Here is a 17,597-nt window from a genome sequence, read left to right as displayed (position 1 = left end):
GATGACGCATTCGCTGCGCGGGCGATTGCTGTGGTTCCTGCTGGCGGCGATCACCCTGGCGGCGCTGGCCCAGGCCTCGATCGCCTACCGCACCGCGCTCGACGACGCCGACCAGATCTTCGACTACCACATGCAGCAGATGGCGCTGTCGCTGCGTTCGAGCACGCCGCTGTCGAACACCGAGGCCACCGAGCGGCTCGAGGCGGCGCCCGGCAACGACGACCTGGTGGTGCAGATGTGGTCACCGGACGGCGTCCAGGTCTTCCACAGCGTCTCTCGCGCGCGCCTGCCGCAGCGCGCGGTGCTCGGCTTTTCCAACATGAAGGCCAACGGCACGACCTACCGCGTGTTCTCGATCCAGACCAACAACCAGACCGTTCAGGTCGCGCAGGACCTGGCCGTGCGCCGCAACATGGCCGGCAACCTGGCCTTGCGCACGCTCGGGCCGATCGCGGTCATGATGCCGATCCTGATGCTGGTCGTGTGGTGGGTGGTGAGCGGCTCGCTCGAACCCGTGGCGCGGGTGCGCTCGCAGGTGGCGCGGCGCCAGGCCGACGACCTGTCGCCGGTGTCCGAAGCCGGCCTGCCCGATGAAGTGCGCCCGCTGGTGCACGAACTGAACCTGCTGTTCGGCCGCGTGCGCACGGCCTTCGACGCCCAGCAGAATTTCGTCGCCGACGCCGCCCATGAATTGCGCACGCCGCTGGCGGCGCTGCGCCTGCAGGCGCAAAGCCTGGACCGCGCCGCCGACCCGGAAGCGCGCAAGGTGGCCGTCGGCCGCCTTACCGCGGGCATCGACCGCGCCACGCGCCTGGTCGAGCAGCTGCTGGTGCTGGCGCGCCAGGAAGCGTCGGCCGCGAACGGCGTCGCCACGCGCCCGGTCGACCTGGCCGAACTGGCGCGCCGGACGGTGGGCGACCTGGTCGGCCTGGCCCAGGCCAAGGAGGTCGACCTCGGCCTGCAGCATGCCGATCCGGCGTCGGTCGACGGCCAGCCCGACGCGCTGCACATCCTGCTGCGCAACCTGGTCGAGAACGCGGTGAAGTACACGCCCCATGGCGGCATGGTCGACATCGCGGTGCGCGCCGGCAAGGCGACGGTCGATGTCATCGTCGAGGACAGCGGCCCCGGCATCGCGCCCGAGGAACGCGAGCGCGTCTTCGACCGTTTCTATCGCGTCGCCGGCAGCGACGCCGCCGGCAGCGGCCTGGGGCTGGCGATCATCAAGGCCATCGCCGAGCGGCATGGGGCCACGCTTGCGCTGGACAAATCCGGGCGCCTGGGCGGGCTGGCGGCGAAGGTGAGTTTTCCATTGTCGAAAGCGGCGTAGCCGCGTGTTCGGCGGCAGGGCGCGCCAGGGCATGAAAAAAGGGACCGCAATAGCCGGTCCCTGTTTCGTCCGGGGCGCACCGCAGGGGGCGCCGTCGACGCAACTCAATCCACCGTCGCGCCGCTGTCCTTCGCCACCTTCGACCACTTGGCCGCTTCGGCGTGGACGAACTTGGTGAAGTTTTCCGGCGTGTCGGCCAGCAGTTCCGAACCGGTTTCGGCGCGGATCTTGGCGAATTCGGGCGACTTCATGAACTTGATGGTCTCGCCGTTGATCTTGTCGATGACGGCCTTCGGCGTCTTGGCCGGCGCGAACAGGCCGTACCAGGCGTAGGACTCGATCTGCGGAATGCCGGCTTCGGCGAAGGTCGGTACGTCCGGCAGCAGCGGCGAGCGCTTGTTGCCCGAGATGGCGATCGGACGCACCTTGCCGCTCTTAATGTGCGGCATGATCGCGATGGTGCTGTCGAACATGATCGGGATGTGGCCGCCCAGCAGGTCCGAGATCGCCGGCGCCGAGCCCTTGTAGGGCACGTGGACCATCTCGAGTTTCTGGACGCTGTTGAACAGTTCGGCGGTCAGGTGCTGCGGCGTGCCGTTGCCCGACGACGCGAACGAGAACGACCCCTTCTTCGACTGGATGTGGGCAATGAGTTCTTTCAAATTCTTCGCCGGCAGGTTCGGATTGGCCACCAGCACCAGCGGCACGCGCAGCAGGTTGCTGATCGGCGCCAGGTCCTTCAGCGGATCGAAGCTCATGCCCTTGTAGACGCTCGGATTGATGACGATCGGCGCGCTCGAGGTGATGAGCAGGGTATAGCCGTCCGGCTGGGCGCGCACGACCGCCGCGGTGCCGATGTTGCCGCCGCCGCCGGCGCGGTTATCGATGACGAAGGTCTTGCCGAGCGACTCGGTCAGGCTCTTGGCCCATGGACGCGCCGCGATATCGGACGGACCGCCCGGCGGCCATGGCACGACGACGTTGACCGTCTTGTCGGGCCAGTCCTGGGCGACGGCGCCCAGCGAAACGACCGAGGCTGCGAAGGCGAGGGCGAGCGATTTGGAAAATAACTTCATATCCGGCATCCTTTGGTTGGTTGTCCATCTGACGACGGGGATTTTACACGAAGGAATATGTGTGCAGTACACCCGGCAGAGCGTCGATCCGGGCCGCTTCGGCAAGGCGTCGCCGGAAAGCGTTGCTCATCCGGCCAGGCTTCGGGTATCGTTCCTGTTTTTCCTGTCAGGTAATTTATCCGGCGACAGTTGAATAACCAGACCGACAGCCATGCCGCTGCGGCTATTCACGGAAGATGTAGATGAACAATTTGGTCAGCACCATCAACAGCATTATCTGGAGTCCGGCCCTGATCGCCCTGTGCCTGGGCGTGGGCTTGTATTTCTCGATCCGCTCGCGCTTCCTGCAGGTGCGCCACGCGCGCGAAATGATCCGCCTGATGTTCGAAGGGAAAAGCTCGGAACAGGGCGTGTCCTCGTTCCAGGCGCTGTCCATGACGCTCGCCGGCCGCGTCGGCACCGGCAATATCGCCGGCGTCGCCACGGCGATTACCTTCGGCGGCCCGGGTGCGGTGTTCTGGATGTGGGCGGTGGCCTTCCTCGGCGCCAGCTCGGCCTTTGTCGAGTCCACGCTGGGCCAGGTCTACAAGGAACAGATCGACAAGCAATACCGTGGCGGCCCGGCCTTCTACATCGAGAAGGGGCTGGGCATGAAATGGTATGCGCTGACCTTCGCCTTCGCCACCGTCTTCGCCACCGGCCTGCTGCTGCCGGGCGTGCAGGCCAATTCCATCGCCGAGGGCTTGCAGACGGCCGTGGGCCTGGACCGCACCGTCACCGCCGCCGGCCTCGCCATCGTGCTGGCCTTCATCATCTTCGGCGGCGTCAAGCGCATCGCCACCTTTGCCGAAGTCGTGGTGCCTTTCATGGCGCTCGGCTACATCCTGGTGGCCCTGGCCATCATCCTGATGAACCTCGAGCGCCTGCCGGAAGTCATGGCCCTGATCTTCCGTTCGGCCTTCGGCATGGATGCCGGTTTCGGCGCGATCCTGGGTCTCGCGATCCAGTGGGGCGTCAAGCGCGGCGTGTATTCGAACGAAGCCGGGCAGGGCACGGGCCCGCACGCGTCGAGCGCGGCCGAGGTCAGCCATCCTGCCAAGCAGGGCCTGGTACAGGGCTTCTCGGTCTACATCGACACCCTGTTCGTGTGCTCGGCCACCGCCTTCATGCTGCTCATCACCGGGCAGTACAACGTCGAGGGACCGGACGGCAAGGCCATGTTTACCGGCGTGCAGGGCGTGGCCAGCGGCCCCGGCTACGTGCAGACGGCGCTCGAAAACGTGATGCCGGGCTTCGGCGCGATCTTCGTCGCCGTCGCCCTGCTGTTCTTCGCCTTCACGACCATCGTGGCCTACTACTACATCGCCGAGACCAATATCTCCTACATCGATCGCCATGCCAGGTATCCATGGCTCAAGCTCCTGCTCAAGGCCGCGATCATCGCCGCCACCGTGTACGGCACCGTCAAGACGGCCGACCTGGCCTGGGCGCTGGGCGACATCGGCGTGGGCCTGATGGCCTGGCTGAACCTGGTCGCCATCCTCCTGCTGCGCAACGTGGCCTTCACATGCCTGCGCGACTACGAGGCGCAGAAGGCGCTGGGCAAGGATCCGCAATTCGATCCGGTGGCGCTGGGCATCAAGAATGCCGATTACTGGGAACGGCGCGTGATCGAGGACCGCCGCACGGCATCGGGCAAGGCCGAGAAAGTGGTCGGGTAAACGGCGCCACCGTTGCAAACGGCCCACTGTTTCTTGCCTGTCCTACTACAAGACCAGGTATTTCGCGCGTTCAGGCAGCCGTCGGCCCTCGATAGGAGTTAATCTTAGGCAACTTCAGATCTGAAGGGCCATGCGCGTTCGCCACAGGCACCGCAGCGCCCGACTTGTCGCCCCAGCCGTTGCTGGCCTAACCCGGAAAAACAATGACCACGCCCCTCGAGCACCATGCAACGCTGCCAGCCATGGCGGCGTTAGACGATCCGGATGAAGCCGCGCGGCGAGTCCGGCTCGTCAGCCGCTACAACTGCCTCGTGGGCAAGCCGGGGAAGATCACAAGGACGATTCAGAAGCAGTTCCTGATGGGATTCATGAGCCGGAACGACGTCGAATCCTTGCGTGGCCTCTATACCTGCGTGATTGCCGCCATGGAGTCGGTGATCCGCCTTCGCGCGCAGGATGGCGAGCAATCGCTGGTCGGGATGAACAAGGGCGATGCGCGCTGGTTCGCGCGGACGGTCCTGCGCAGTCGGGAACGACGATAAGCGGCGTGCGACGAACAAAGGGAAAGGGGCACTTGCGTGCCCCTTCGTGTTTATCGACCCATGTTCGTCGGGCGCCTTGCGGCGCCTGGCATCAGAACTTGTGCCACAGGCGCGCGAAATAGGCCGCGCCGTTCAGGCCGAACTGCACGCTCTCGTACTTGAAGCCGTTGTCGGTCTCGTTCGGATCCTGCGGCGTCGGCGTGACGTCGAAGATGTTGGTGCCGCCCACGGTCAGGCGGGTGCGTTCGCTGAAGGACCAGCTGAACGACAGGTCGGCCGAGGTCTTCGGCTCGTAGCGCGCGTTCGGGACCGGCGGACCGGAGAAGGTGCCGAGCGTTTGCGGGCCGAAGTGGATGATGCGCAAGTCGCTGCCGAACTTGCCCTGGCTGTACTCGAAGCCGAGCGTGGCCTTGCGGCGCGGGCCGCCCTGTTCGATGAACAGGCGCTCGCGCTCGGACAGCAGCACGTCCTCGAAGCCGCGCAGGGCCGCCGGCGCATGGACGCCGGCCACTTCGGTCTTGCTGAAGTTCAGCGCGAGGAAGGTATTCAGGCGGCCGGCCGCCAGCGGCATGCGGTGCGAGGCGGTGATGTCCAGGCCCTTGGTCCGGGTGTCGACCGAGTTGACGAAGAACTGCGCCTGTCCCACGCCCAGCGTCTGCAGCGTCGCGCCCAGCGCGGGGTAGTTCTCGGCGTCGAAGCGGCCCGACAGGACGATGCGGTCGTCGATGTCGATGCGGTACAGGTCGGCCGTGAACGAGGTCGACGGCGCCGGCGACCAGGTGGCGCCGACGGTGGCGCTCTTCGATTTTTCTTCCTTCAGCGCCGGGATGCCGGCGGCGTTGGCTACCGCGCCGCCGTTCGGCGCCAGCACCACGTCGAGCGGCTCGCCGTTGACGAAGTCGGTGAAGGTCGAGGAGAAGTAGACCTGCTGCAGCGACGGCGCGCGGAAGCCGGTGCTGACCGAACCGCGTACCAGCACGCCGCCGTCGAGCCTGAAGGCGGCGGCGAGCTTGCCGTCGGTGGTCGAGCCGAAGTCCGAGAAGCGCTCGTGGCGCAGCGCGCCCTGCACCTTCAGGCGGTCGGTGATGTCCGCTTCGAGGTCGATGTAGCCGGCCGTGCTGTGGCGCCCGCGGCTGGTGGCGTCGCCCGGCTGGAAGCCCGGGAAGCCCTGGCTGCCGGCATTGCCGCCCACGCCCACGCCGTCGGCGTCGATGTACGAGCCCGGTTCGCCGGCGAAGATCTTGTAGTCCTCCTTGCGGTATTCCAGGCCGAAGGCCGCGTTCAGGCCCTGGAACACGCCGCCGTAGAAGCGGCTGAAATCGGCGTTGGAAGTGAGCTGGCGGAAGGAGAAGCCGCCCGCGCCGAAGGACGTCGGGCTGATGCCGCGCCCGCCGCGCTCGAGGTCGCGGTTGGCGATCGAGGCGTTCAGGGTGTTGGCGATCAGGTAGTCGAGGCGGTTGTAGCCGTAGGTCTGCGAGAAGTCCGCGTTCCACTCGCCCAATGGCAGGCGGTAGCCCAGGGTGCCGTAGCGGTCGTCGACGTCGGCGCCGATGAAGGGCACGAAGCCGGCCGGGTACATCGCGGCCGAATTGCGCGACGGGATGTCGTCGGAACCGAGGCCGCCGCGCGCGAATGCCGCCGACGAGGCGTCGCGGCGCTGCACGCCCAGCGTCGTGTACAGGCGGCCGGTAGCGAGCGGGATCTCGCCATTGATATACACGGTCTGGTTTTCCGAGCGGCTGTCGCCGATGATGCGCGGGTTGCCTTCCTCGGCGCGGTTCGAGCGGTCGCGGAACAGGTATTCGCCGGTCACGCCGAAGGTGCCGCCGGCCACGGCGATGCCGCAGTAGGCCGAGGCCAGGTAGTTCTCGCCGTCGCCTTCCTTGTACTGGCCATAGCCGGTGACCGCTTCGCAGCCCAGGCTTTTCTTGAGTTCGATGTTCATCACGCCGGCGATCGCGTCCGAGCCGTACTGGGCGGCGGCGCCGTCGCGCAGCACCTGCACGTTGCGGATCGCCAGCAACGGGATCGCATTCATGTCGGTGCCGGTATTGCCGCGGTTGCGCGCGCCGAACAGGTTGACCAGGGCCGTCGTGTGGCGGCGCTTGCCGTTGACCAGCACCAGGGTCTGGTCCGAACCGAGGCCGCGCAGGGCGGCCGAGTCGATCAGGTCGGCGCCGTCGGCGCCGGTCTGGCGCGTCGAGTTGAACGAGGGCGAGATGTTGGTGAGGGTCTGGGCCAGGTCGAACTGGCTGCCCTGTTCGGCCAGGCGCGTCATCGGGATGATGTCGACCGGGACGGCGGTGTCGGTGGAGGAGGCGGCGCCGGTGCGGCGGGTGCCGACCACGTGCACGCTCTGCACCGCGCCGGCCTGCGCCGCCTCGGGGCTTGCGGTCTGGGCCGAAGCCGACGGGGCGAGGGCCAGGGCGGCGCTGCCGTACAAGGCCAGCAGCACGGCACGGCGCAATTGATTCTGTTTGAACACGCAACATCTCCAAGGTTAAAATTGCATGCTAATCAATCTTGGCAAGCTCAACCAGTAAATGTGTCTCAAACACAACAGTTGCACCGAGAAATGGCGGGACGCGGCTGAGTGGAGGCAGGCGGCGCCCGGCTAGGCCGCTGCGCGCAACAGGCGCGCCGCCTCCACCATATTCGCCAGCGCCACGCGCGTCTCCGCCCACCCTCGCGTCTTGAGTCCGCAATCCGGATTCACCCACAGCTGCCGGGCCGGAATCACGTCCGCCGCCTTGTGCATCAGCCGCAGGATGTCGCGCGCCGATGGCACGCGCGGCGAATGGATGTCGTAGACGCCCGGCCCGATCGCGTTCGGATAGGCATAGGCGCCGAAGCCGCGCAGCAGTTCCATGTCCGAGCGGCTGGTCTCGATGGTGATGACGTCGGCGTCGAGCGCGGCGATCTGCGGCAGGATGTCGTTGAACTCGGCATAGCACATGTGGGTGTGGAGCTGGGTGTCGTCGCGCACCCCGCTGGCGGCGACCCGGAAGGCGCGGGTGGCCCAATCGAGGTAGGCCGGCCAGGCCGCGCGTCGCAAGGGCAGGCCTTCGCGCAGCGCCGGCTCGTCGACCTGGATGATGCCGATGCCGGCCGCTTCCAGGTCGACTGCTTCGTCGCGGATCGCCAGCGCGATCTGCAGGGCGGTCGTGGAGCGGGGCTGGTCGTCGCGCACGAAGGACCATTGCAGGATCGTCACCGGCCCGGTCAGCATGCCCTTCATCGGCCGTGCGGTGAGGCTCTGGGCGTGGGTGCTCCAGGCCACGGTCATGGCGGCGGGACGGGCCACGTCGCCGAACAGCACGGGCGGCTTGACGCAGCGCGAGCCGTAGGATTGCACCCAACCGTCGGCGCTGAAGGCGAAGCCATCGAGCTGCTCGCCGAAGTATTCGACCATGTCGTTGCGCTCGGCCTCGCCGTGCACCAGCACGTCCAGGCCCAGCGCTTCCTGCTCGCGCACCGCCGCCGCGATCTCGCGCCGCATCGCCGCTTCATAGTCGGCTGCGGCCAGTTCGCCACGCTTGAAGGCGGCGCGCGCGGCGCGGATCTGCGCCGTCTGCGGGAACGAGCCGATGGTCGTGGTCGGGTAGGGCGGCAGCTTGAAGCGGGCCTGCTGCGCGGCTGCGCGCACCGGATACGGGCTGGCGCGGCGGTCGGCGCCGGGACCGAGCGCGGCCACGCGCGCGGCCACGGCCGGGCGCCGTACGCGTTCGCTCGAACGGCGCGCGTCGAGCGCGGCGCGCGCTTCGCGCAGTTCCAGGGACACGCTGCCTTCGCCGTCGGCCAGCGCGCGGCGCAGCACCTTCAGTTCGTCCAGCTTTTCGCGCGCGCCGGCCAGCCAGCCGCGCAGTTCAGGATCGATGGCGGCGTCCTCGCGCAGGCGCAGGGGTACGTGCAGCAGCGAGCAGGAGGGTGCCAGCCAGAGTTCGCCGCGGCGGCGCGCGGCCAGCGGCTGCAGGCGCGCCAGCGCCGCGTCGAGGTCGGCGCGCCAGATGTTGCGGCCGTCGACGATGCCGACCGAGAGCACCTTCGTCCCGGGCAGCCAGTCGGCGATCGATTGCAGCTCGTGTCCGGCGCGCACCGCGTCGACATGCAGGCCGGCGACCGGCAGCTTGCAGGCCATGCTCAGGTTTTCCTCGAGCGGCGAAAAATAGGTGGCCAGCAGCAGCGGCAGCGGCGCCGTGCCGAGCGTGCGATAGGCCCGCTCGAAGGCGAGGATCCAGGCGCCCGGCAAATCCAGGCCGAGGATCGGTTCGTCCAGCTGCACCCAGTCGGCGCCGGCTTGCTTCAATTGCGCCAGCAGCGCGCAGTAAGGCGTGAGCAAGTCTTCGAGCAGGTCGAGGCGGTCGATGTCGGCGCTCTTTTCCTTGCCCAGCCAGAGGAAGCTCAACGGTCCGATCAGGGCCACCTTGACCCGGTGGCCGAGACTTCGCGCCTGCGCCACTTCGCCCAGCAGGCGGCTCGATGCCAGCGTAAAACGGGTGGACGCGTCGAATTCCGGCACCAGGTAGTGGTAATTCGTGTCGAACCACTTGGTCATCTCGAGCGCCGCCGCGCCGCCCGCGGCCGCGCCGCAGCACACGCCGTGCGCATGCTCGTGCGCCACGCCGCGCGCGAGGGTGAAATAGCGCGCCAGCGCCGTGTCGCCGTCGCCGAAGCCGAAGCGCGCCGGCTCGCAGCCGAACAGCTGGATGTGATTCGCGACATGGTCGTAGAAGGCGAAGTCGCCGACGGTGACGAAGTCGAGTCCGGCGTCCGCCTGCTCGGCCCAGTGGCGGGCGCGCAGGCCGGCGCCAACCGTTTCCAGCGCGCCGGCATCGATCTCGCCGCGCCAGTGACGCTCCAGGGCGAACTTCAATTCGCGTTGCAGGCCGATGCGGGGATATCCCAGCGTATGAGTTTTAATCATGATTTTCAATCTTTGTATGAAGAATGGTATCGATTATCGGCAGAGCTGGTGCATAATTCAAACGACAAATTTTTCTGATCACGTGAAAAAAACTAATGGGCACCTCGATTCTCGAATTGCGCCACCTGCGCACCCTGCTGGCCTTGAACGAGGCCGGCACCATCTCGCGCGCCGCGCAACTGCTGAACGTGACGCAATCGGCGCTGTCGCACCAGGTGCTGGCGCTCGAACGCCAGTACGAGGCGGTGCTGTTCGAGCGCAAGTCGGCGCCGGTGGCGTTTACGGCGGCCGGCCAGCGCCTGCTCGCGCTGGCCCGGCAGGTACTGCCGCAGGTCGGCGCGGCCGAACGCGACCTGGCGCGCATGGCCAGCGACGGCGCCGGCAAGCTGCGCATCGCGGTTGAATGCCATACCTGCTTCGACTGGCTGATGCCGTCGATGGATGCGCTGCGCGCGCGCTGGCCGGAAGTGGAGCAGGATATCGTTTCGGGCTTCCAGGCCGATCCGGTGGGCCTGCTGCACCAGGACCGCGCGGAACTGGCGATCGTCTCCGAACTCGACGAGACGGAGACGGACATGGTGTTTCATCCGTTGTTCGAATTCGAGATGGTGGCGATCCTGCCGCTGGGTCACCCGTATCTGGCCAGGCCGCACCTGGTGGCGCAGGATTTCGCCGGCCAGGCGCTGATCACCTATCCGGTCCCGGACGACATGCTCGACCTGGTGCGCCAGGTGCTGCGCCCGGCCGGCGTCGAGCCCCCGCGCAGGACCACCGAACTGACGGTGGGCATGCTGCAGCTGGTGGCCAGCGGGCGCGGCTTCGCGGCGCTGCCGCTGTGGGCCGTGAACGGCTACCTCGAGCGCGGCTACGTGGCGCGCCAGCGCATCGGCCCCGAAGGCCTGATGGCGCGCCTGTACGCGGTGGTGCCGAGGCGGCTGGCGGGCAAGGCTTACCTGGGCGACTTCGTGCAGGTGATGCGCGAGACGTCCCTGCTGGCGCTGCCGGGAATCAGGCTGCTCTGATCGGGCCGGATCGCCGCCTGCGGGCATGCCGATGGCGATCGGCCAGGATTCGCGTGCGTTTTGCGCGCGGGGATAGCTGATATACTCGGGGCGTACCTTCCACCGACCTCCCTATGCGACGAGCATTCGTCATCTTCCTGATCCTGCTATTTCCCCTGAATGTGCTGGCGCTGTCCCTGTCTGTCGCAGCCGAGCGGCAGACCGGCGCCATCGGCCACGCGCCGGGGTTCGCGCCTGCCGCCGACACGGCCGGCACTGTGGGGGACATGACGCTGGGCGACGTCGATGCCGACGAACCGCCCGCGGGCGCCGATTCCCACGATTCGGTCAACGAAGAAGGGCGCTCGCGGCGCGCCATGCTGCGCGGCGGTCCCAGGCCTCCGCCTCCGCCATCCCGGCGCGGTCTCGCGCCCGTTCCCCCGATAAAACCGCCTCCCGTGCATTGAACACGGTCCCGCCCTGCATCCGGCGGGGATCGCCCTCCGTCCTTCGATTCGCGCTGGCGCACGCCTGCGGGAACGGTATTGTTCTCACATCACGAGGTTTTAACTATGGAATGGCTATTCGACCCCGCAATCTGGGCGGGTCTGCTCACCCTTGTCGTCCTTGAAATCGTCCTGGGCATCGACAACCTGATTTTCATCGCCATCCTGGCCGACAAGCTGCCGCCGCACCAGCGCGACAAGGCGCGCCTGATCGGCCTGTCACTGGCGATGCTCATGCGCCTTGGCCTCCTGACGATCGTCTCCTGGCTGGTGACGCTCACGGCGCCGCTGTTTTCGATCGGATCGTTGAGCTTTTCCGGACGCGACCTGATCCTGCTCGGCGGCGGCTTGTTCCTGCTCTTCAAGGCCACCACCGAACTGCACGAACGGCTGGAAGGCACGACGCACGCGCAGGCCGGATCGAAAACCTATGCCGCCTTCGGCGTGGTCGTGGCCCAGATCGTCGTGCTCGACGCCGTGTTCTCGCTTGACGCCGTCATCACCGCGGTGGGCATGGTCGACGAGCTGGGCGTGATGATGGCGGCCGTCGTCATCTCGATCGGTGTCATGCTGCTGGCATCGAAGGCGCTCACCCGCTTCGTCAACGCGCATCCGACGGTGGTGGTGCTGTGCCTGAGTTTCCTGCTGATGATCGGCCTGTCGCTGGTGGCGGAGGGCCTGGGCTTCCATATCCCGAAGGGTTATCTGTATGCGGCCATCGGTTTTTCGATCCTGATTGAGGCGCTGAACCAGTTCGCGCGCCGTAACCTTCTCACGCACGAGGCGCGCGTGCCGCTGCGCGAGCGCACCGCCGAACGCGTACTGCGCCTCATGGGCAGCCGCGCAAGCCGGGACGCGGCCGGCGAGGCACGCGACCCCCAGGCCGCCGAGGAAACGGCTTTCGCCGTCGAGGAACGCAACATGGTCAGCGGTGTGTTGATGCTGGCCGACCGCTCGATTCGCTCGGTGATGACGCCGCGCTCGGAAATGTCATGGATCGACCTCGATGACGCGCCCGATGTTATCCTGCGCCAGTTGCAGGAAACGCCGCACGGCCTGGTGCCGGTATGCCGCGGCGAGATCGACCATGTCGTGGGGATCGGCCGCACCAAGGACCTGATCGCCGACCTGCTGCTGCGCCGGCGAATCAGCGAATGCGGCGTGGGCAGCCAGATGCGCGCACCGATCATCCTGCCCGACACGGCCGGCGTGCTGCGCGCCATGGACACGCTCAAGCGCGCGCATGGACAGCTGATCCTGGTGACCGACGAATACGGCATCGTGCAAGGCCTGCTCACCCCGGTCGACATTCTCGAGGCGATCGCCGGCGAGTTTCCGGACGAGGACGAGCAGCTGGCGATCCAGGCGCGCGCGCCCGGCGAATGGGAAGTCATCGGCACGGCCGACCTGCGTCAGCTCGAACAGGTGCTGGGCACCGACAGCCTGGTGGGCACGGATGCCGACTACACTTCGCTGGCCGGCTTTCTGCTGGCGCGTTTCGAAGGCTTTCCGGCTGTCGGACAAAGCATCGAGGTCGATGGCCTGCATTATGAAATTTTGGCGGTCGAAGCGCGGCGCATCGCCAGGGTGGCGATCCGCCGGATCGCGAAGAGCGCTGCCGAAGAAGGCAGCACGCATGCCAACACGGAGGAAGAAGGATGAAAGTACTGTCGGGTGGACCGGCCTTGTCGGAGGTCTTGCAGCAGCTTGCCGATGACGGCGAGCGCGAGCGCATCTCGGTCGGCGACCTGCTCACGGCCCTGGCCGACCGGGCGCTCGGCGCCTTGCTGTTCGTGTTCGCCTGTCCGAACGCGCTGCCGGCCCTGCCCGGCACCTCGGTGATCCTGGGCGCGCCGCTGGTGCTGCTGGCGGCGCAGCTGGCCTTCAACCAGCGGCCCTGGCTGCCCGGCTTCATCTCGAAGCGTTCGATGGCGCGCGGCGACTTCCAGGCGATGATCGCGCGCATCCGCCCCTGGCTGCAGCGCGCCGAGCGCATGCTGCGCCCGCGCGCCGGCGCGCTGGCGCTGCCGCCCATGGAGTACCTGGTGGGCCTGGTCTGCCTGCTCCTGGCAATCGTCGTGCTGCTGCCGATCCCGCTGGGGAACATGCTGCCGGCCCTGGCGATCAGCATCCTGGCGCTCGGCATCCTCGAGCGCGATGGCTACTGGATCATCGCCGGGCTGGTGACGGCGGCAGCCTCGGCGGTGCTGGTGTCCGGGGTGCTGTTCGCCACGCTGCAGGCGGTGCTGTTCGTGGTGGTGAAGTTTTTCTCATGAAAAAAGCCCGCGCAAGGCGGGCTGCGGCCGGCGCGGATGCGCTTCAGGCAGTCTTGTTCCTGGCCGCCATGCGGCGCGCGACGCCGGCGCCCAGCAGGCCCAGGCCGATCAGGGCGCAGCTGCCCGGCTCGGGTACGTCCGAGGTCACGGCAAAATTGCGTACCAGCAAGCTGCTCGGCGCGGCACCGTCGACACGGTTGGCAACCCCCATCATCAGGACGTAGTCGCCGGTGCTGGCCGCGGTCCAGGTAAAGCCGGTCAAGGCGGTGCGGCCATAGTTACCCACGGCAGCGACGTTCGAGGCGAACAGGTTCAGCCCATCGATCGAGAGGAAGGCATCGTCGTTGTAGGGCAGGTAGTCGCCGGCGATGAACTGCGCCTGGCCACCGAAGACGTCGCCGGCACGCAGGCGCAGCACTTGCGACAGGGTCGTGTAGACGCCAGGGCCGCGGTTGCCCGACAGGCTTGCATGGATGCCGGCCGTGTCGCTGCCCAAGGTCACCGAGCCGTCCACGGTCCAGCCCTCGAGGCCGTTCGTGAATTTACCGTTCGTGATCGGTGCGGCGAACGCGCTGTTTGCGGCAAAGGCGAAGGCGACGGCCAGCGTTTTCATGTTCAGTTTCATTCTGTATCCCTAGTAGTTTATGTTTTTGGTACGACATTGCTCATATAGCAAATTGCATGCCATATAGAAATAAATATTTATAATCATAAACTTATGTCCGGCACGGTGGATGGGTGTCTGGACGACTGTAAATTATTTCGACAAGGAATGATTGCTGCCCTCATGGAAACGTTCATGCGATCTTTTATTTCAACGCGGAAATGGTTGTCAAACCGACCTCGTCGGTTATACTGTATGTTCATACAGTATTTTCAACCCATGAACAAGCAATGCCGTCTTCGTTACCGCCACCCGGGGGGCCGCCCGCGCATTCGACTGCACATGTGACCGCGCAGTTGCCGGATTACGCCGAGCTGTTCTGCCTGTCGAACTTTTCCTTCCTGCAAGGCGCCTCGCACGCCGAGGAACTGGTGGCGCGCGCGGTGCGGCTGGGCTATTCGGCGCTGGCGCTGACCGACGAGTGTTCGCTGGCCGGCGTGGTGCGGGCCCACGCCGAGGCCAAGGAAGCGGCGCTGCCCTTCATCGTCGGCGCCCATTTCCACCTGAAGCATCCGGGAGGCGATCCGGCGCTGTCCCTGATCCTGCTGGCACGCAACCGCAACGGCTACGGCAACCTGTCCGAATTCATCACGCTGGGGCGTACGCGCAGCGAGAAGGGGACCTATTTCCTCACCCCGGACGACATCGCCGATCCGCAGGGCGCATTGGCGCACCTGAAGGGCATGCCCGACTGCCTGGCGATCCTGCTGCCGCACTATCCGGGCCACGAGCCGCGGGACGTCGACCGCCTGCACGCGCAGGCCAGGTGGATGGCGGCGCAGTTTCCGGGACGCGCCTGGCTCGGCCTGGTGATGCTGCACCGCGCCTTCGACGATGCGCACCGGGCCACGGTGGAGGAGGTCGCGATCGGGCACCGGCTGCCGGTGGTCGCGCTCGGCCACGTCGTCATGCACGTGCGCTCGCGCAAACCCCTGCAGGACACGCTCACCGCCACGCGCCTGAACAAACCCGTGGCCGAATGCGGCTATGGCCTGGCCCAGAACGCCGAGCAGCACCTGCGCGCGCGCCTGCGCCTGGCGAACATCTATTCGCGCGAAGCGCTCGACGAGACGCTGCGGATCGCGTCGCTGTGCACCTTCTCGCTCGACGAACTGCGCTACGAATACCCGAACGAAGTGGTGCCGACGGGGCAGACGGCGTCGAGCTTTCTGCGGGCGGAAACCTATATCGGCGCGCACCGGCGTTTTCGCGAGGGCATTCCGGCCAAGGTCCAGGCCCAGATCGAGCACGAGCTGGGGCTGATCGCCGAGATGAAATACGAGCACTACTTCCTCACGGTGTACGACATCGTCCACTTCGCGCGCTCGAACAACATCCTGTGCCAGGGACGCGGGTCGGCCGCCAATTCGGCCGTCTGCTATTGCCTCGGCATCACCGAGGTCGATCCGGCGCGCGCCAACCTGCTGTTCGAACGCTTCATCTCGAAAGAGCGCAACGAGCCGCCCGACATCGACGTCGACTTCGAGCACCAGCGCCGCGAGGAGGTCATCCAGTACATCTACAACAAGTACGGCCGCACCCGCGCGGCCCTTGCCGCGGTCGTGATCAGCTATCGTCCGAAAAGCGCGCTGCGCGACAGCGGCCGCGCGCTCGGCGTCGACCTCGGCATCATCGAGAAAGTGTGCAAGAGCCACCGCTGGTTCGACAACAAGGCGGACCTGCTGGGCCGCCTGGCCGAATCGGGCCTCGATCCGGAGGCGCCCCTGTCGCGCCAGTGGGCGACCCTGGCCACGCAGCTGCTGAACTTCCCGCGCCACCTGTCGCAGCACCCGGGCGGCTTCGTCATCGCCCAGGGAAAACTCTCGCGCCTGGTACCGATCGAGAACGCGGCCATGGCGGAACGCAGCGTCATCCAGTGGGACAAGAACGACCTCGAGGAACTCGGCCTCATGAAGGTCGACGTGCTGGCGCTGGGCATGCTGTCGATGCTGCGGCGCGCCCTGGAACTGGTGAGCCTGCGCCACGGCAGCCTGTTCGAGATGCAGGACATCCCGCCCGACGACAAGCCGACCTACGACATGATCTGCGCGGCCGACACGGTGGGCGTCTTCCAGATCGAGTCGCGCGCGCAAATGAGCATGCTGCCGCGGATGAAGCCGCGCGTCTTCTACGACCTCGTGATCGAGGTGGCGGTGGTGCGTCCGGGGCCGATCCAGGGCGGCATGGTCCATCCGTATCTGCGCCGGCGCCAGGGCCTGGAACCGGTGCGCTACCCGAGCCAGGAGATGCAGACCGCGCTCGGGCGCACGCTGGGCGTGCCGATCTTCCAGGAACAGGTGATGCAGGTGGCGATCCTGGGCGCCGGCTTCACGCCCGGCGAAGCGGACCAGTTGCGGCGCGCGATGGCGGCCTGGAAGAGGAAGGGCGGCCTCGAACATTACTACGACCGCATCGTGCGCGGCATGCTGGAACGCGGCTACGAACTCGAATTCGCGGAAGCGATCTTCAGCCAGATCCAGGGCTTCGGCGAGTACGGCTTTCCCGAGTCGCACGCGGCCAGCTTCGCGTTGCTGGCCTACGCCAGCTCCTGGCTGAAATGCCACGAACCGGCCGCGTTCCTGTGCGCTCTGTTGAATAGCCAGCCGATGGGTTTCTACAGTCCCTCGCAGCTGGTGCAGGACGCCCAGCGCCACGGCATCGAAGTGCGGCCGGTCGACATTGCGATCAGCGGCTGGGAATCGACCTTGGAGGAACTCCACGACAGCACGCGCCAGCCGGCGGTGCGTCTGGGACTGTCGCTCCAGCGCGGCATGAGCCGCGAAGCCGCCGCGCGCATCGAGGATGCGCGCGCGATCCGCCCCTTCGAGAACGTGACCGACCTGGCCAGGAGAGCCGGGCTCGATCGCGGCGACCTGCAAGTGCTGGCCGGCGCCAATGCCTTGCGCTCGCTGGCCGGTCATCGCCGCGAAGCCTTGTGGCAGGCGGTCGGCGCGGTGCCCGACAAGGACTTGCTGCGCCCGACGACGCAAGTCGAAGAGATGCCGGCCCTGGCCGCGCCGTCCGAGGGCGACGAGATCGTCGGCGACTACCGCGCGCAAGGCCTCACCCTGGGGCGGCATCCGGTGGCGCTGCTGCGCAGGCAGTTGCTGGCGCAGCGCTTCATGCCGGCCTCCGTCCTCCACGAATACGCCGACGGCCAGCTCGCGCGCGGCTGCGGCCTGGTCACCGTGCGCCAGCGTCCCGGCACGGCCAAGGGCGTGCTGTTCCTGACGCTGGAAGACGAGACCGGCAACGTCAACGTGATCGTCTGGCCCGACCTGGTCGAGCACCAGCGCCGCGAAGTGCTGGGCGCGAACCTGCTGGGGGTCTACGGCGTATGGCAGAGCCAGGGGTTGGTGAAACACCTGGTGGCCAAGCGGCTGGTGGACATGTCGCATCTGCTGGGGCGGCTGGCGACGGGAAGCCGGGATTTTTGCTGAGCTCGCTGTTGCAAAATTGCATATCCGGCGCCCGATCGGCCCCGTTCGGCGCGCCGCTGCCACCAAGCGTCCCGGCGCGGCCTATACTGGCGATTCACCCGTCATCCAGGAGGTTGC

At 66.9% G+C, this 17,597-nt stretch carries 13 protein-coding genes; 9 read left to right on the top strand and 4 right to left on the bottom strand.

What is annotated here, in order from left to right:
- Position 1: 1 nt before the first annotated feature.
- Complete coding sequence (locus ACFPOU_RS22465) at positions 2-1,330, top strand: ATP-binding protein (protein WP_379726868.1); 1,329 nt, start codon at positions 2-4, stop codon at positions 1,328-1,330.
- 104 nt (positions 1,331-1,434) lie between these two features.
- Here the strand turns inward: ACFPOU_RS22465 and ACFPOU_RS22460 are convergent, their stop codons facing one another.
- Positions 1,435-2,406 (bottom strand): Bug family tripartite tricarboxylate transporter substrate binding protein, encoded by a 972-nt coding sequence (locus ACFPOU_RS22460; protein WP_379726865.1) that lies wholly within the window; start codon positions 2,404-2,406, stop codon positions 1,435-1,437.
- Positions 2,407-2,467: 61 nt separating this feature from the next.
- Between ACFPOU_RS22460 and ACFPOU_RS22455 the strand changes: the two genes are divergently transcribed.
- The 3 genes from ACFPOU_RS22455 (at position 2,468) to ACFPOU_RS22445 (ending at position 4,669) form a co-directional block, all read left to right on the top strand.
- Entirely contained in the window at positions 2,468-2,599 is a 132-nt protein-coding gene (locus ACFPOU_RS22455) for a hypothetical protein (RefSeq protein WP_379726862.1), read from the top strand.
- Between the two features lie 49 nt (positions 2,600-2,648).
- Positions 2,649-4,127, top strand: a complete 1,479-nt coding sequence (locus ACFPOU_RS22450) for an alanine/glycine:cation symporter family protein (protein WP_379726859.1) — start codon at positions 2,649-2,651, stop codon at positions 4,125-4,127.
- Between the two features lie 203 nt (positions 4,128-4,330).
- On the top strand, positions 4,331-4,669 hold the full coding sequence (locus ACFPOU_RS22445) for a hypothetical protein (RefSeq protein WP_379726856.1): 339 nt from the start codon (positions 4,331-4,333) through the stop codon (positions 4,667-4,669).
- 91 nt (positions 4,670-4,760) lie between these two features.
- Here ACFPOU_RS22445 and ACFPOU_RS22440 read toward each other — a convergent pair whose 3' ends face one another.
- Together ACFPOU_RS22440 and metE are read right to left on the bottom strand one after the other, a co-directional pair.
- A complete protein-coding gene (locus ACFPOU_RS22440; RefSeq protein ID WP_379726853.1) occupies positions 4,761-7,154 on the bottom strand; it encodes a TonB-dependent receptor plug domain-containing protein in 2,394 nt (797 codons plus the stop codon).
- A gap of 129 nt (positions 7,155-7,283) precedes the next feature.
- Positions 7,284-9,593 carry a 5-methyltetrahydropteroyltriglutamate--homocysteine S-methyltransferase gene (metE, locus tag ACFPOU_RS22435; RefSeq protein WP_379726850.1) on the bottom strand — a complete coding sequence of 770 codons (2,310 nt, stop codon included), beginning with the start codon at positions 9,591-9,593 and terminating at the stop codon, positions 7,284-7,286.
- 95 nt (positions 9,594-9,688) lie between these two features.
- On the opposite strand from metE, the gene ACFPOU_RS22430 reads away from it, so the two are divergent.
- The 4 genes from ACFPOU_RS22430 (at position 9,689) to ACFPOU_RS22415 (ending at position 13,376) form a co-directional block, all read left to right on the top strand.
- Entirely contained in the window at positions 9,689-10,615 is a 927-nt protein-coding gene (locus ACFPOU_RS22430; protein WP_379726847.1) for a LysR family transcriptional regulator, read from the top strand.
- A 113-nt stretch (positions 10,616-10,728) separates the two neighbouring features.
- Complete coding sequence (locus tag ACFPOU_RS22425) at positions 10,729-11,061, top strand: hypothetical protein (RefSeq protein WP_379726844.1); 333 nt, start codon at positions 10,729-10,731, stop codon at positions 11,059-11,061.
- Positions 11,062-11,166: 105 nt separating this feature from the next.
- Positions 11,167-12,762 (top strand): TerC family protein, encoded by a 1,596-nt coding sequence (locus ACFPOU_RS22420; protein ID WP_379726841.1) that lies wholly within the window; start codon positions 11,167-11,169, stop codon positions 12,760-12,762.
- Positions 12,759-13,376: an exopolysaccharide biosynthesis protein gene (locus ACFPOU_RS22415; protein WP_379726838.1), complete on the top strand. Its 618-nt coding sequence runs from the start codon at positions 12,759-12,761 to the stop codon at positions 13,374-13,376. The genes ACFPOU_RS22420 and ACFPOU_RS22415 overlap by 4 nt, the downstream gene beginning before the upstream one ends.
- Before the next feature lie 43 nt (positions 13,377-13,419).
- Here the strand turns inward: ACFPOU_RS22415 and ACFPOU_RS22410 are convergent, their stop codons facing one another.
- On the bottom strand, positions 13,420-14,001 hold the full coding sequence (locus ACFPOU_RS22410) for a PEP-CTERM sorting domain-containing protein (protein WP_379726835.1): 582 nt from the start codon (positions 13,999-14,001) through the stop codon (positions 13,420-13,422).
- A gap of 323 nt (positions 14,002-14,324) precedes the next feature.
- Between ACFPOU_RS22410 and ACFPOU_RS22405 the strand changes: the two genes are divergently transcribed.
- The gene (locus tag ACFPOU_RS22405) at positions 14,325-17,480 is read left to right on the top strand and encodes an error-prone DNA polymerase (protein WP_379726832.1); all 3,156 of its coding nucleotides are present in this window, start codon (positions 14,325-14,327) and stop codon (positions 17,478-17,480) included.
- The last annotated feature ends 117 nt before the right edge of the window (positions 17,481-17,597 follow it).

Origin of the sequence: Massilia jejuensis, from assembly GCF_042656795.1 — a bacterium.
In the GTDB taxonomy this organism is placed as follows: Bacteria; Pseudomonadota; Gammaproteobacteria; order Burkholderiales; family Burkholderiaceae_D; genus Telluria; species Telluria jejuensis.
This window is presented reverse-complemented; position numbering and strand designations above follow the sequence as displayed.